Here is a 15965-nt window from a genome sequence, read left to right on the forward strand (position 1 = left end):
CCTTTTTGCTGTGATCCCGCTGTGATCTCAAAAATAAGCCCAAGGTAAGCCACAGTGGCTCATCTAATATATTACATAATAAACAGGTGCCCGAATGATTTGCCTTTTTTTAAACGGCTTCGAGATCTTTCAGCATTTTCGGTTTTACCTTTTTATCGTTCTAAGATATTTCTGTGCAGTAGTAGCAGCCTGATTTCACCAATATTGCAAACAAAGATATCAGCACTATATTTGAAATCATAGCGCTGTATTGCTAGGCTTCAATTTCTATGCTTTCTAAAAATTCAAATTGGGATCGGCCGTCAAGCTCTTGTATTTTATAACTATTAAATTTGTTGTTATGAATTTCCCAAATCAATCTCTCTTCTTCGTCATCATTTACTACATAAAACATTCCAGTAATATAGGTGTTTTCTAAATTAGCCTTAAGTACCTGTTTTAGGCAAAACAAAATTTGGTACTGGAGGTAATCTATTGCAAAACTCCGAATATGTCCACTATAAGCTGCATAGTCTCTATAATTCATAAAATTGTCCAGAATACGCCACCCTTTCATGTAAAGGTCAGCCTGATCCCTTGATAAGCCATAATCATATGCTACATTCACCGACTCTTCAAGTGCAGCGCGAAACACTGGCAACTGCTCATCAGAATAACAAACTAAATGTCCTGATATTGAAATAAAATTTCCCATATTTTAATTTTTTCCAAGTCCAACAACAACTTTTCTTCCTCTCTTTTCAATCAAATCTTTCGTATACTGGTCTGCACCATTATAGCGCAAAATTAGCGCTTCCTTACCAGTTGGCTTTGCATATTCAATTGCCCGATTAATTGATTTACCATGATAATCTATTTTTTCTTATCCTGAAAGCATCACAGTAAGAACGAATGCTTCAAGCTCAATCCCAACAAAGGTCTACCAGGAAAAAGGATACAGTAAATCTAAAATTATTTATTGTATCCTTTCAGATTCGTTTTGTATGATTTACCTTTTATTGGCAAAAGCAAAAAAGCCGCTTAAATCCTACGATTCAAGCGGCTTTAATATCCTTTGATTGTTATGTTGTGATCCCGCTGGGACTCACAACATAAATCCAGCGTTAGCCACAATGGCTCAATCGTACTACCCGAGCATTTCCCATCGCTTTGAGATCAGAAAAAAGCTGGCGAAAGTTCTCACCAGTTTATTAATTTAACAATAGTATTCAATATGAAATTTCCAGTTAATGCTGGAGGTAAAGGCTCTAAGTGGTCTCAAGTCATTAATAATGGACAGATTCCAAATAAGACAAAAAATTTTCAAAACCAGTAGCACGGTCAATTGCTTCATCATCAGCCATTCCTATAAAAGGGACTTCAATAAACGACTTCGCACTTAATCTGATTCCCAATGCAGTGTCGCCTCCATCTGAACCTATAAAAAATAACCCAGGTGCAAAATCGCGAACTAAATAATCTTCATTAGCCTCTATTAATTCCTCTAGTGGCCAAAAACGTACGTATTTTCCATCCTGACCAATCCTCCCTTCTCCTCCATTATATTCACGCATAAATTCCACATATTCCAAGGGAAGATCAACAGGAATTGCTTTCAATATTTTTTGAAACAATGCATTTTCAAGCGGCTGATTTGGCGAAAAATGAACTAAATAACTGTTAAAACCGATATTCATATTAATATTTCTTATATCCATTCATAATGCGCTGTAAGTTATTTCAAAATGTTGTATACTACTATGTTCCAATCTTATAAACGGAATTTTGTTAGCACTTGTTGAAGTGCAAGCCGGTTGAATGCAGCATTAAGTGGAAGGTCAAAAATCAAAAAAAGGAGACAGTACGATTAATAGGTTTTCCCATGGTTTAACCTTTCTCTGAATTTAAGGAAAAATGGTGATAGTATCACAAGGTCTGACGTTTTATGGATAGTATCAAACAGGCCGATCTGATATCTTTCTTTTTAATTCATCACAGTTTCCTTTCGTATTGGAGCCTTCGTTATTGCCTCAGGACAATGGTTACTAAATTTTCCAAATCATATGATTTATTCCATTCTCTATCAATTTTCTTTGAAACTAAAATAAAATAACTGGTGGCCCACTTAAATGCCAATCCGAAGCAACGTTCCCACATATTTAGTATAAATATCTTTGCTCTTTTATTTTTGCAGGATAAGGCAATGATAATAGATATTCCATATCTATTTTATTCCAAAGACTTTGCATAAATTGAGCATCAACCTGCTTATAGTTTCCTGTAAAAAAAAGTGTTAACCCTTCATAAAAAAGTTCCACAATTTTCACCATCGGTTGATTCGAATCTGCAATTTCTTGAATAGGAATCTGAATCGGATAAGCTTTTAATTTATCTCCTTTGACAATTGTAGGCGAATATACATGAACTCCTGCAGGACCAAATCTCCCTTGTTTAAAAAATGTCAGCGTAAGACAAATATTCCAAGTATCATGTATAATAATTTTTTTAGGGGTTAGTATATTTTCTTCAATAAAACTCTCAAAATATTCTCTCACCTTGAAAGATAGTGGCGGCCGAATATCTTTAGGGCCAGTCTGATTAATACTAAAACTCCCCATTTGTACTCACAATTTAATAACTTCATTAAACTTCTTAACCTGTTTACAGCTTTAGGAAATTTCGAACCTGCTAAAAACCTAAAATGATCCACTAGTTGTACTATTCTATCGGATTTTCTGGCAGAATATAGCCCTAAAACGATTAGCAGTAAAAATAAAATTTAATACTTCATTTCCAAACCAGCGGCTAAAATACGGCGTTTAGAAATTGCTTTGCATATTCGTATTGTTAACGTGGGGATGAGTTAAAGAAAAGTAAACTTTGTGCCTAAACGTAAACATTATAGAGGAAGTAATAGCGTAAAAGCAAAAAACCTGCGACTAGCGCAGGTTTTTTGTGATCCCGCTGGGACTCGAACCCAGGGCCCATACATTAAAAGTGTATTGCTCTACCAACTGAGCTACGGAATCATTTAATGATGTTTGTGTTTCATTGTTGGGACGCAAAGATAGGGGAAACTATTTAATAATCAAGTTTTTATAAAAGTTTTTTTTAAAATTTTCCTGCACCGTAATCATCAGCTGTTTTTAATAAGCTGTTAAAATAGATAGAAATTTTAAATTAATGATACGACATTGATGACTAATCATTAAATTTGGTAATCGTTGAACCTTTAAAAATTGTGTCATGATGAGAAGATTCGAAAATAAGGTGGCCTTTATCACAGGTGGAAACTCAGGAATAGGCAAAGCTGTCGCCATACTGATCGCCCGTGAAGGCGCCAAAGTAATGATCGTCGATATCAAAGAGAATGCCGCAGCGCTGGAAGAAGTAAGAAAGGAAGGGGGAGAAGTCAGGTTTTTTAAATGTGACGTATCGAAGCCGGAAGAAATGGAACAGGCAGTAAATGAAACAGTGAAAGCTTTTGGCAGCCTCGATATAGCGCTCAACAATGCCGGCATTGTTGATGCTTCCCCTATACACGAAAAATCAATAGAGGAATGGCAACGTGTCATTAATATTAATCTCAGCGGCATTTTCTATGGCCTCAAATACCAGATTGCACAAATGCGTAATCAGGCAACGGGTGGCGCCATCGTAAATATGGGCTCCATTATGAGCCAGGTAGCAGAACAGGGTATCAGTGCCTATGTTTCTTCAAAACACGGCCTGGTAGGCCTCACCAAAGTAGCTGCACTGGAAAATGCAACTAACAATATCCGCGTGAATGCCATCGGACCAGGATATATAGAAACACCGTTACTGCTGGATAACAGCGCCGGCGGCAACGATTACAGAGCGTATATGGAATCTAAACACGCTATGAAACGCCTGGGTAAACCGGAAGAAATCGCGAAAGCCTTCCTGTTCCTGGCTTCTGATGATGCCAGCTTCTGTACAGGCGCCTACCTGCCCGTTGATGGCGGCTATTTGATTCAATAACTATTACGGCTAAATGAAAAAAAGTAAAACTACCTTAAGAAGAACACTGGGCATCGTATTGGTCCAGACTTTCAACGCTGTCTATACTAAGTCCCAGGACTATTTTAAGGAGTTTGGAATGACATCCCAACAGTATAACGTACTGTCTATCCTGGCTGAATCGCCGGAGGCTTTATCTACCTCCGCCATCCTGGAGAAAATGGTGGAAAAAAATGCTGGCGTATCCAGGCTGGTAGACAGACTCCTGGCTAAAGGCCTGGTAAAAAAGAAAACCAGTAAAACGGATAAACGCCTGATAGCTGTCACACTCACCCCTGAGGGCACACAGCTGCTCGCCGTTATGAACAGCAGACTCGAAGAAATCGATCAGGTGTATAGCGCCCTGACAGACGCAGAAACGACCGAGCTAATCAGGCTCCTTCAAAAAATCAGTTAATTCAATTCTTATTTATAGCCAGGGCAGAAACAAACATGTTTCTGCCCTGGCTATTATCTGATACCCCGCAATTCCTGCCTTTCATCAAATAGGTGTAATATCTACGCTTTTTATTTCTATATTTAAACGGTGAGCAATAGTGCTCCTGTTGTTGGTAAAATACTATCGGTTTCGGATAAACGAATATGCTTATGTCGTCAGGGATTGCCTGTAAGCGCCGCTATTCATAGAAACAGCATTTAAAAAATTCCACGTAGAATAATATGATAATGAAAAAGACATCTTTCCGGTTGGCAGTGATACTTTTATGTTCCTATCATACCGGGTATAGCCAAACGTCCAATGCGCTGAAGCTCTGGTATACCAAACCAGCTACTGTTTTTGAAGAAGCTATGCCTGTCGGCAACGGAAGGCTGGGGGCCATGGTATATGGAGGCGTAACAGAAGAGCAACTATCACTCAATGAAGCGACCCTTTGGTCTGGTAATCCCATCCATGCGGACACCATCAATCCCAATGCAAAAAATTATCTGAAGCCTGTGCGTGAAGCGCTCTTCAATGAAGATTACAAGGAGGCGGAACGCCTGGTACACTTCATGCAAGGGCCATACACGGAATCATATGCGCCGCTGGGAAACCTGCGCTTCGCCTTCGATAACAAAGGAGCCGTAACAAACTATAAACGCGAACTGGATATTCAACATGCCATCTCGAAAGTCACCTATACCATCGATGGAACGCAATATACCAGGGAAGTATTCGCCTCGCATCCGGACCAGGTCATCGTTATTAAATTCACCGCCACCGGAAAGGATAAACTTAACTTCAGCTGTAACTTCGATAGTCAGCTCAAAGCCGCCGGCAGTGCAAAGAATAATACCCTTCAGCTAACTGGCTGGTCGCCAATACACGCCGAACCCAGCTACAGAGGAAATATTAAAAATGCGATCGTATACGATACCATCAATGGTATGCGGTTTATGGCCGCGTTGAAAGTAGCCCAAACCGACGGACAACAATCCGCTGCAAATGGCACATTGCATATCAGTAACGCCCGCGAAGTGGTATTACTACTCTCCATGGCTACCAGCTACAACGGCTTCGATAAGAACCCCGGCACTAATGGGCTGGATGAAAAAGCTTTGGCACAACAATATCTTGCCACTGCCGGCACTAAAAAATATGATGCTTTGAAATCCAGGCATACAAAGGATTTCAGCAGCCTGTTCGATAGAGTATCTATCAACCTTGGTGAAGAAGAAAATGAAAAGCTCTCCACGGTAGATCGGCTAAACCGTATCGCAGCAGGGAAAACGGATAATAGCCTGGTGGCATTGTTCTATCAGTTCAGCAGGTACTTACTGATCAGTGCTTCCCGTCCTGGTGGTATCCCGACGAATCTGCAGGGAATCTGGAACGAATTGACCCGCCCACCATGGAGCAGCAACTATACCACTAATATCAATGCGGAAATGAATTACTGGGGAGTGGAAAGTGGTAACCTGTCGGAACTGCAAATGCCATTTTTTGATTTATTGCAAAGACTAACCGTTACGGGTGCATCCACCGCTAAAAACTTCTATAATGCCGGTGGATGGGCCTTGCATCATAATACTGATATTTGGGCACTCACCAATCCTGTCGGTGATTATGGGGAAGGTGGCCCGCAATGGGCAAACTGGGCTATGGGCGGCGTTTGGATGTCCACCCATATCTGGGAACATTACCAGTTTACACAAGACAGGAAATTCCTGCAGCAGACCTACCCGATTATGAAAGGCGCGGTGCAGTTTTGCCTGGATTTTCTTACTGCAGATAAAAAAGGTAACCTGGTAACCGCTCCATCTACTTCTCCCGAAAATACCTTTATTACGGACAAAGGCTACGAAGGGCATGTGTTATACGGTGGTACTGCTGATCTGGCCATGATCCGGCAGTTGTTCAATGATTATATAAATGCCACCCGTGTGTTGAATACGGATGCCACCATGCAAGCGCAGGTAGCGGCAGCGCTGGCAAAGCTGTATCCTTACCAGGTAGGTAAGGCAGGCAACTTACAGGAATGGTATTACGACTGGAAAGATGTAGAGCCGCACCATCGCCATTTGTCGCATTTATTTGGCGCATTTCCGGGTAATACGATCACCACTTCACAAACACCTGAGCTGGCCGATGCTGTCCGAAAAACGCTGGAATTCAGGACCAACGATGGTACCGGATGGGCCATTACCTGGCGTATCGCGCTCTGGGCACGACTCCAGAATGCCGAGCGCGCCTATGATGCCGTGAAGAAATTACTGCGTCACGTCGGACATGATGCACCTGCCCAATACGATGGTGGCGGTGGTATTTACAGCAATTTCCTTGGCGCTCACCCGCCTTTCCAGATCGATGGTAATTTCGGTGGTGGTGCCGGTATAGCAGAGATGCTCCTGCAGAGCCACCAGGGATATATTGAGTTTTTACCAGCCTTACCAGATGAATGGCCTGCCGGAGAAGTGAAAGGCCTGGTGGCCAGAGGCGGATTTGTAGTAGATATGAAATGGCATAATAAGAAGATCGACAGCGTAACTATTCTTTCCCGCAACGGTGGTATCTGTAAAGTAAAAACAGCTGATGGGTTTAAAAACATCAACACACAGGCAGGGAAATCTTATAGGATCATCTGATATTAATATTGTTTTAATAAGAAGAATATCATGGATGTCTCAATAGCAATTCCATTTCAGATTTTGTTTGATGGATTAACAACTGATCTCTACAGCCTAGAGATCAGTTGTTAAGTTCTCTCTACTGAGTAGAGACGGTTTGCTACCGCCAGTAAAATGACTTTTGACATCCTCGTTTTACTAAATATCACCAGGGTATTTCTCCTGTTGCCGGATTATTTTCTTCACTAAAGAATTTTCCTGTTGGCCCATCTTTGTCGAGCAACGCGTATTTTACAATGCGTGCTCCGGCAACATCAACACTGCCAGGCCCGCGTTGACCATTGAAATCTGTTTTTGTATATCCCGGGCAGACGGCGTTTACTTTGAAGTGGCTATCCTTTAGCTCGTATGCCAACACAACGGTGTACATATTCATGGCTGATTTTGAAGAAAGATAAACAGCACCTTTGTAGTCATAATACTTGTAGGAAGGGTCGCTATGCAACGTAATGGAGCCCTGGCTGGAACTTACATTTACAATACGTGGTGCAGCAGATGCGCTCAATAAATCAATAAATGCCTGTGTAACTCGTACTACCCCGTAAAGATTTGCATCGTAAGCTGCTTTGAACTGTGCGATGGTGGCATCCAATGCCGACTGCGGATAGCCACCATAAATGCCGGCGTTATTGACAAGTATGTCCAGCGTTTTTGTTTTTCTGCCAATCGCTGTACGGGCATTTTTTACAGATTCGTCATCTGTAATATCAAGCTGGATAGCTGCTGCATTGGTTAGCCCCTCTGCCAATAGTTTATTTACTGCTGTTATACCGTTCTCTAAATTGCGGCTGCCGAGGTATACATAGATCCCTTTATGCGCCAGCTGACGTGCAACTTCAAAGCCAATGCCTTTGTTTGCACCTGTTACTAATGCTGATTTCATTTTGTTTAAATTAATGAAGCAAAAGTAGGTGGCTGAAAAAGAGGGAAGATGGACAAATCGATTTATTACCTTGACGAATCTTGCTGGCCTTTTATAAACGCACTCACGCTTTTTCCCGTACATTTTTTGAAAAATCGTGAAAAGTAATCGGGATCATTAAAACCGAGCTCGTAAGCCAATTCTTTTACAGAAAGGGAAGAGTACTGTAGTTTCCGCTGTGCTTCAATCATTAAGCGGTTAGTGAAAAAGTCTTTTGGCGAAACACCTGCATATTCTTTTACAATCCGGTATAAACTGTTGGGAGTTAGCGCCAGTTTTTCGGCGATTACATTTACAGATGGTTGTGTTGTAAGATGGGTTTCTACCATTAGCTTGAATTCAATAAACTTGGATAGATTGGGATTCAGGATATTTGCCGGTGCTGCGTTTTTGAAATAAGCACTATTCAGCTCTGTTAACAGGGAGTTGAGGTAAGATAATACTATTTCTGTGTCTGTCGGATGTTCGTCTATATAGAGAATCTGATTTATTATTTCAAAAACGTTGCGCACTCTCTTCCTGGCAGCATCATCAAAAGTGATGGTTTGTGTATTTAAAGGATTAACTAAAAAGGGAAATTGCTGGGGGAGAAGTGCTAAGGTGTTTTCATCAAATAATACTTTGAAATAGGTAAGATCAGCAGTTTTTGCAGGGGGAATAAAAACCTGGTTAGGCATGGCATAAAGGAGCTGTCCGTCGGTGAGCGTGATGTCCTGCAAATCCAGGTTGTAGGTAATGGTGCCGCTGTCAATCAATACAATGAAGTAAGCAGAAAGTCTTCTGGGTTGCAGGATCTTTTGCTGCATATCAGCAGCAGGATAAGGGTTATCGTTTGAAACAATCTTTATACTCATACCTGGAACACTTTATGAATGATCATGCAGTAGGTAAATATGGTACAAAAGGAACGGCAGATACTTTTTAGCCGCCCCTTTAGAAATCTAACGTAAGTGCATATACGCTTTTTACGGGTACTTCAAATACGCTGGTTTCCTCATACCGGGAGGCTACAATGATTTTAGTAGCAGTACCTTCCTGTTCAAAGAGCTGTTGCACCAGTTCGGGATTATTGTTATCCTTGGAAAGGTGCGACAGTAACAGGTGGGTCATATGTGCGGGACGGTGTTCGCGGAAGAGTTCCAGTGCCTGTGTATTGGAAAGGTGTCCGTGACCGCCGCGGATCCTGTTTTTCAGGAAATAGGGGTAGCGGCCCTGCTCCAGCATGGTTTCGTCGTAATTGGCTTCCAGGAAGGCGGCATGGCATTGTTTAAAATGGTGTACCAGTCGCTCACACGGGGCGCCGATATCTGTAAATACACCAATTTTAATATCTCTGCAACTCACTACAAAACTATGTGGCTCTACGGCATCGTGGAATTTCTGAAAAGCAGTAACTTCAAGATGGCCGATGGTAACAGGTTCGTCGGCATTAAAGCGGCGCACCAGCGATTCTTCAATGACCACACCGCCGTGGGTCATGGTATTGGCAGTGATATATACGGGGAGCTTGTGCTTCTTTGATAATACGGCTATACCTCTGATATGGTCAGAGTGTTCATGGGAAACAAAGATGGCTTTCACCCGGCTCATGTCCAGCCCCAGACGCTTCATGCGGCGCTCTGTTTCGCGGCAGGAAATGCCGGCATCAATCAACACCGCCTCTTTGTCGTTGCCCACATAATAGCAATTTCCATTACTACCGGAATTTAATGATGTAATATATACTGACATGATTTTGCAAAGAAACCTGATTTTTGACAATTCTTAAAATCTAATCGTAAAGTCAAGATAGATGCAGAATTAAGCAATATCACACCACTTTACGCTGGTTTTTTTGGCTTAATTTGCCTGTTTGGAAACATGCTAACTTCTTTGAACTATGATCAAACCATTTAAGGTTGTTGTTGCTGCTATGCTGTGCGCTTTACATGCTTCCGCACAGGATACTGATCCCGCACGATATCCGCTGATTCCTTACCCACAGGAGATCAGCACCGGAGCCGGGAATTTTTATATTAACAAAAACACGCATGTTGTGAGTCCGGCTATTTTTGCCAATGAGCTCAAACAACTGCAGGGCATCTTTACACAGTATACCGGCAAAGCCTTGTCTGTAGCTGCTAAGGCGGCCAATGGCACCATTGTGCTGGTGCAGAACAAATCTATCACCGGAGAAGAGGAGTATACCCTCGATATCACCCCGGAACGCGTTACCCTTGCTGCCCGCACCAGCACCGGTATCTTCCGCGGTATCGAAACTATCCGCCAGCTCCTGCCACTGGATGCCCGTGAAAAAGGCGCTTTCTTCCTGCCTGCCGCTCATATTAAAGATCATCCTATGTATGGATGGCGCGGTATGCACCTGGACGTAGCCCGACATTTCTTCTCTATCAGTTATGTGAAGAAATACATCGACCGTCTCGCGCTCTACAAAATGAATAAGCTGCACCTGCATCTTACCGATGACCAGGGCTGGAGAATCGAGATAAAGAAATACCCGCTGCTGACGCAAAACGGCGCCTGGAGAGAATATAATAACCAGGATTCTGTTTGTATAGAGAAGTCGAAAGACAACCCTGACATGGCACTGGATACAGAGCATATTATCCATAAAAATGGTAAAACCCTGTATGGTGGCTTCTATACCCAGGCACAGATGCGTGATATCATTGCCTATGCGGCAGCACGTCACGTAGAGATCATTCCGGAAATAGATATGCCGGGCCATATGATGATGGCCATCAAATCTTACCCTTTCCTGGCCTGCAGCACAGAAAACGGCTGGGGGAAAACCTTCTCCACGCCAATATGCCCTTGTAACGAAAGCACCTTCAAATTTGCCGAAGATGTATTTACAGAGATAGCAGCCCTTTTTCCTTCCCAATACATCCACCTGGGTGCGGATGAGGTAGAAAAAACCAGCTGGGAGAAAGCACCGCAGTGCGCCGAAGTGATGAAGGCCAATAACCTAAAAACCGTAGAAGAACTGCAGAGCTATTTTGTAAAACGTATGGAGAAATTCTTTAACTCCAAAGGCAAAAAGCTCATCGGATGGGACGAAATCCTGGAAGGTGGTATCAGTCCTACCGCCGTGCTGATGTACTGGCGCTCCTGGGTGCCTAAAGCGCCGATAGAAGCGGCAAAACATGGTAATAAGGTGATCATGACGCCAGGTAACCCACTGTACTTCGACGGGGTTCCTGACAGAAATTCCATCTCCAACGTATATCATTTCGAACCGGTGCCTAAAGCACTCACCGCAGAAGAAGCGAAGTTCATCATCGGTGCACAGGCCAACCTGTGGACAGAATGGATTGCTTCTGAAAAACGCGCCGACTACATGGTGATGCCTCGTATGACCGCGCTGGCAGAGGTTTTATGGACACATCAGCAGCGCTACGACAGCTACCTGCAGCGTCTCAATACCCATTATACCCTCCTGGATGATATGGGTGTTCATTACAGAATGCCGGATCTGGAAGGCTTTACAGAGGATAATGTGTTTGTAGATAAAGGTAAACTGGAAGTTATCAAACCTGCGCTGAAAGGTATTACCGTAAGATATACCACGGATGGCAGCATTCCTGATGCCAACGCCACTGAACTGACCGGCAGCCTGGAAGTTACCCGTCCTGAAACGATTAAGCTGGCTGCCTTCTCCCGTTATAACAACAGGGGAGACATCTACACCCTTAAATACCGCCAGCAGAACTACCTGCAGCCGGTAAGTACAAACGGTGTACAGAACGGTTTACAGCTGGATTACTTCAAAGGAACTTTCAAGAGCGTTACCAAAATCAAGCAGGACAAAGACAGCACCATGACCACGCCCAACATGTTCATTCCTGTGGAGCTGGGCCAGGGTGGCAAACCTTTCGGTGCTAAACTGCACGGTTACATCGATGTGCCTGAAACTGGCATCTACAGCTTCTATCTGACTGTTGATGACGGAGGTATCCTCTACATCGGCGATAACGAGGTAGTTAATAACGACGGCTGGCATGCTCCTATGCAGAAAAGCGGTCAGGCGGCCCTACAGAAAGGATTACACCCCGTACTGGTGTCTTTCGTGGAAGGCGGTGGTGGTTTCACCCTCAAGCTGGAATACAGTCTGAATGGCGGTAAAATCCTGCCGGTGCCTGATTCCTGGTACAAACATTAATGCAATAACGGTAGCCCGTTTCTCATAAGCAAAATAGCCGTCTCTACACGTAGAGGCGGCTATTTTTTTATCTGCATAAAATCTTATTTATCATCTTTGACATGTTTCTCATAACTCTTGATATTCACCAGGAATACCAGTAGAATGATCATTACAACGATCAGCATTACATAGGCGATCATAAACGGCATGTTATAAATGGTAAGCGGCATCAGGTTGGGCTGCTTCTCGCCGGGCCTGGAAAATGGGGCTTCCTCTTTAGGCGCATTGCTGGCCTCGTCCTTGATATAGGCCAGTATATCCCGTATCTGGTCGTCGTTCAGGTCGGGATGGTCAGGCATAACGATCTGCGCATTCTGGTTGAAAACCTCCAGGGCAGCTTTGTCGCCGGACTTCACCATGGCCTGTGATCCTTTTACAAAGCTGATGATCCATGCTTCCGGATGCCGTTCGTCTACACCTGCCAATGCCGGCCCCGTCAGCTTCTGGTTCACATTATGGCAGGAAGCACATCTCGCCTGAAACAGCATTTTACCATCTTTGGGATCTGCCGCGAATGCGGTGCTTAAAAGGCAACACCAGATAACGGTAATGAATATACGCCTACATTTCATGTTGTAATTTTTTTATGTCAGACAACAACTGATCTACTTCCCTGGCAGCCGTACCGTTATAGAATCCACGGATACGTTGCAGTTTATCTAGCAGTACCAGCCTGTCGCTATGGATAAAATCCGTTTCCCCGCCATCGCCGTCTGTGGCGGTGATATATAAACCCTTGCGGGCAAACAGGTACAGGGCTTTTTTATCTCCCGTCAATAATCTCCAGCGGGGGTGCAGCACATCGTATTGCAAACTATAGGCATGCAATCGCTGTGGTGTATCGCGTTTGGGATCTACCGTAAACGATAAAATCAGTACAGAATCACCGGTAGCGTTTTGTACGCGCTGGAGCTGCTCCATCATCTGCGGACAAACTTTCGGGCAGCTGGTAAAAAAGTAATTTGCCACCACAATTTTGTCCTGCATCACCGCATTGGTAACGGGCAGGCTGTCCTGATCCCGGAAGTTGAATGCTGGCATGGCTGCCGGCGTTTTCTCATCGCTGTTGATGATGGTGTTGCCTGCGTATACGGGTAGATGACCGAATTTATGTTCCAGCACGCGTACGATGCCGTAAACAAGTAATGGAACGACAATAAGCACTGTCAGAAAGACTTTCCACGAACCGGTCATATGTGAGCGTCTGATATCCATGCTTATTGTTTTTGTACAACAGGAGTAGGGTCAGTAGGAATATAAGGCGGTGCTTTCCTGCCTGTATTATTCAGCGCATCGCTGATAGCGGGCAGGTAGGCCAGGAAGATGATCAGCCCCATCAGCAGCAGCCATGGCCGGAAGGTATCCAGTACGGGAATGCGCTTCTCTTCGTGCAGCGACTCACTCTCCGGAAATGCTATCTCCGGCTCCATAGTACGCTTGCGGAAGAAGGTGCCAAAGAATACAATGAAGTACAGGAACCCGGCCACAAACATGATGCCGCCACCTGCAAGGCCCAGCATACTGGATATCACCCAATACGGATGAAACTGGTCGCTGGCGGGGTTCAGATAAGTGAGCCCCATATTGGTGCGGCGGGGTTCTCCCATCAATCCTCCCCACATCAGGCCCACAGAGAATATTAATACGCCTACTGTCCAGAGATAGGGGATGATGGTATTGATGACCGGCAGAAAGATTTTTTTGCCTGTCAGCTGAGAACATAGAAAGATGGACATCCCAAGGATGGCCAGGAATACGGGGCCGGCCACGGTCAGGTGGAAATGCCCCGGTATGAAGGAGGTATTATGAACCACGTTGTTCAGGGAGTAAGAAGCATTTACCAGGCCGGTGAGTCCACCGAAGATGAACAGGATGAGTCCATTGATCAGGTAGCCGAAGAGGAAGACGTCTTTCCGGAAGAAAGGCAGTTTCCATATCCAGTTGTAAATGCCTTTGGCACCACGGAGGCGTGCGGCATATTCCAGCGAAGCCGCTATGGTGAAGGCGGTGATAAAGCTGGGCAGTGCCACCCCGAATGTCAGTAAGGACTGTGTCAGTTTAATACCGCGGCCAATGGAAGGGTCTCCGAACTGGTGGTGTACCCCGATGGGGATAGACAGCAGCAGGAAGATGAAGAATGCGATTCTGCCGGCGGTGCCGGAGTATAGCTTGCCACCGGCCAGCTTTGGCAGCATGGTATAGAACATGATATAGGAGGGCAGGAGCCAGAAATAAACCAGCGCATGGCCGAAGAACCAGAAGAGGGTGCGTGCCAGGGGCACGTTAACGCCGGCGGTCCAGCCGAGGCTCCAGGGCACCAGTAAAATCAGTACTTCATAGGCAACTGCCAGTGTACAAACGAACCATATGGTGAAATTGACCAGCGTGCCGATTACAGCCAGCGGCGTATTGATGGTTTTATGTTCGCGTTTCCATCTCACATAAATAACAGACCAGTCGAAAAATGCCACCCAGGAACCTACGATCAGCATGGCTGTACCAATGTAGAAAGCGGGATGGGCCTTCAGCGGCGGGTAAAAAGTATATAGCACAGAGGCTTTCCCGGATAACATGGCCCATGCCGCCAGCAGCGTACCGATAACCATCAGCCACATCGACAGGGCAGTAGCTTTTTTGCCAGGTTCCTGTTTAAGATAATAGGCTATGGTAGCGTGTCCGAAGGCCACTGCGAAGAAGGTGGTCAGCACAATGGCATTGATAACGCCATGAAGGGTAAGGCCCTGGTAATAGTCCAGTTTGGCTACAGCCGACTGATGGATAACCCCTGCGCGGTAGATCACCTGCATCAGGCCGTGGTAGATACCGATGGTGAGTAATAATACCGGAACAAATAATTCTACAAGAATTGTATTTCTTAAAAACCTGCTTACCTGCATAGTTTACTTTTTTTTCGGATAGTTGACAATAATTTCCGCCTGCATGTTCTGGTGGCCGGTGCCGCAGTATTCGTGGCATACCACCTTGTAAACGCCGGGTTTATCAAAGTGGATCGTGGTTTTGCTTACGCCTCCGGGGACAGCCATTAGGTTTACATTTTTATTGTAGATATCGAAGCCATGGACCACATCATGGGAGGTAACGAACAGGTCTACATCACTGCCAACGGGGATATAGGCTATAGCGGGTTCGAAGGTCCACATCCTGGCTACATAAAAGATCTGGTAGGTCGATTTGTCCAGCTGTTCCACCCGGGCCGTTTCGTAGGTTTTATCGTAGGGCAGACATTCGGTAACATCGGCCTTTTTGGCGCCCAGTGCGTAGAACAGGGAGAATATGAAGAGTCCCATCACGATCAGGGAGGTGATAATGATTCTTTTCTCAAAAATGTCGATCATAAGCCCGTGTTTTTAGATCCTGGATAACATAAGAAAGTAGATACCGAACCAGATGATCAGTCCGAGGGTTATCAATAGGGCGAAGAAAGCGATGGCCCCGCGTGGAACGAATTTTTCGGAGTTTTCCTGCTGTTGCATACTTTCGGTTTTGGTTTTTACACGTTACGAGTAATAACCATCAGCAGCAGGGAATTGTTTATATGGGAGATTTCTCTTATTTCGGGAAATATATATATGAGAATTTGGGGTAATTATGTATTTTTGCGCTCCATCTGAAGCATTTTAATAGTGATATTTAAGATACACGCAGATCCGGTACCGTACTAAAAAGGCTTCTCAGGGCCTCCAAGGCGAT

General features: G+C 44.4%; 15 protein-coding genes and 1 tRNA gene. 4 read left to right on the forward strand and 12 right to left on the reverse strand.

The genetic code is table 11. From position 1 onward, the window contains the following. Window positions 1-253: 253 nt before the first annotated feature. From F3J22_RS20220 to F3J22_RS20235, 4 genes are all read right to left on the reverse strand, one after another. Complete coding sequence (locus F3J22_RS20220; RefSeq protein ID WP_167019750.1) at window positions 254-694, reverse strand: hypothetical protein; 441 nt, start codon at window positions 692-694, stop codon at window positions 254-256. Between the two features lie 571 nt (window positions 695-1265). Then, window positions 1266-1697 carry an SMI1/KNR4 family protein gene (locus F3J22_RS20225; protein WP_167019751.1) on the reverse strand — a complete coding sequence of 144 codons (432 nt, stop codon included), beginning with the start codon at window positions 1695-1697 and terminating at the stop codon, window positions 1266-1268. Window positions 1698-2138: 441 nt separating this feature from the next. Continuing rightward, window positions 2139-2597: a hypothetical protein gene (locus F3J22_RS20230; RefSeq protein ID WP_167019752.1), complete on the reverse strand. Its 459-nt coding sequence runs from the start codon at window positions 2595-2597 to the stop codon at window positions 2139-2141. Between the two features lie 338 nt (window positions 2598-2935). After that, a tRNA-Lys gene (locus F3J22_RS20235) sits at window positions 2936-3008 on the reverse strand. A gap of 217 nt (window positions 3009-3225) precedes the next feature. On the opposite strand from F3J22_RS20235, the gene F3J22_RS20240 reads away from it, so the two are divergent. The 3 genes from F3J22_RS20240 (at window position 3226) to F3J22_RS20250 (ending at window position 7086) form a co-directional block, all read left to right on the forward strand. Further along, window positions 3226-3981 (forward strand): SDR family NAD(P)-dependent oxidoreductase, encoded by a 756-nt coding sequence (locus F3J22_RS20240; RefSeq protein WP_205195461.1) that lies wholly within the window; start codon window positions 3226-3228, stop codon window positions 3979-3981. Window positions 3982-3994: 13 nt separating this feature from the next. Next, the gene (locus F3J22_RS20245) at window positions 3995-4417 is read left to right on the forward strand and encodes a MarR family winged helix-turn-helix transcriptional regulator (protein WP_167019753.1); all 423 of its coding nucleotides are present in this window, start codon (window positions 3995-3997) and stop codon (window positions 4415-4417) included. A 269-nt stretch (window positions 4418-4686) separates the two neighbouring features. Continuing rightward, complete coding sequence (locus tag F3J22_RS20250; RefSeq protein ID WP_167019754.1) at window positions 4687-7086, forward strand: glycoside hydrolase N-terminal domain-containing protein; 2400 nt, start codon at window positions 4687-4689, stop codon at window positions 7084-7086. 187 nt (window positions 7087-7273) lie between these two features. On the opposite strand, the gene F3J22_RS20255 is transcribed toward F3J22_RS20250, so the two are convergent. The 3 genes from F3J22_RS20255 to F3J22_RS20265 form a co-directional block, all read right to left on the reverse strand. Then, the gene (locus F3J22_RS20255) at window positions 7274-8011 is read right to left on the reverse strand and encodes an SDR family oxidoreductase (protein WP_167019755.1); all 738 of its coding nucleotides are present in this window, start codon (window positions 8009-8011) and stop codon (window positions 7274-7276) included. A gap of 65 nt (window positions 8012-8076) precedes the next feature. After that, on the reverse strand, window positions 8077-8904 hold the full coding sequence (locus F3J22_RS20260) for an AraC family transcriptional regulator (RefSeq protein WP_167019756.1): 828 nt from the start codon (window positions 8902-8904) through the stop codon (window positions 8077-8079). Between the two features lie 79 nt (window positions 8905-8983). Beyond that, a complete protein-coding gene (locus F3J22_RS20265) occupies window positions 8984-9781 on the reverse strand; it encodes an MBL fold metallo-hydrolase (RefSeq protein WP_167019757.1) in 798 nt (265 codons plus the stop codon). A 148-nt stretch (window positions 9782-9929) separates the two neighbouring features. Between F3J22_RS20265 and F3J22_RS20270 the strand changes: the two genes are divergently transcribed. Next, window positions 9930-12212, forward strand: a complete 2283-nt coding sequence (locus F3J22_RS20270; protein ID WP_167019758.1) for a family 20 glycosylhydrolase — start codon at window positions 9930-9932, stop codon at window positions 12210-12212. An 83-nt stretch (window positions 12213-12295) separates the two neighbouring features. Here the strand turns inward: F3J22_RS20270 and F3J22_RS20275 are convergent, their stop codons facing one another. Genes F3J22_RS20275 through F3J22_RS20295 form a run of 5 tightly spaced genes read right to left on the reverse strand, consistent with a single transcriptional unit; the run spans window position 12296 to window position 15748 of the window. Beyond that, complete coding sequence (locus tag F3J22_RS20275) at window positions 12296-12826, reverse strand: c-type cytochrome (RefSeq protein WP_167019759.1); 531 nt, start codon at window positions 12824-12826, stop codon at window positions 12296-12298. Further along, complete coding sequence (locus F3J22_RS20280; RefSeq protein WP_167019760.1) at window positions 12816-13469, reverse strand: SCO family protein; 654 nt, start codon at window positions 13467-13469, stop codon at window positions 12816-12818. Before F3J22_RS20280 ends, F3J22_RS20275 begins: the two co-directional genes overlap by 11 nt. Window positions 13470-13471: 2 nt before the next feature. Beyond that, window positions 13472-15151 carry a cbb3-type cytochrome c oxidase subunit I gene (locus F3J22_RS20285; RefSeq protein ID WP_167019761.1) on the reverse strand — a complete coding sequence of 560 codons (1680 nt, stop codon included), beginning with the start codon at window positions 15149-15151 and terminating at the stop codon, window positions 13472-13474. Window positions 15152-15154: 3 nt separating this feature from the next. Next, window positions 15155-15610: a cytochrome C oxidase subunit II gene (locus tag F3J22_RS20290; RefSeq protein ID WP_167019762.1), complete on the reverse strand. Its 456-nt coding sequence runs from the start codon at window positions 15608-15610 to the stop codon at window positions 15155-15157. A 12-nt stretch (window positions 15611-15622) separates the two neighbouring features. After that, window positions 15623-15748 (reverse strand): cytochrome c oxidase subunit 2A, encoded by a 126-nt coding sequence (locus F3J22_RS20295; RefSeq protein ID WP_167019763.1) that lies wholly within the window; start codon window positions 15746-15748, stop codon window positions 15623-15625. Window positions 15749-15965: the final 217 nt, after the last annotated feature.

The sequence above is a fragment of the Chitinophaga sp. Cy-1792 genome (genome assembly GCF_011752935.1).
Lineage (GTDB): Bacteria > Bacteroidota > Bacteroidia > Chitinophagales > Chitinophagaceae > Chitinophaga.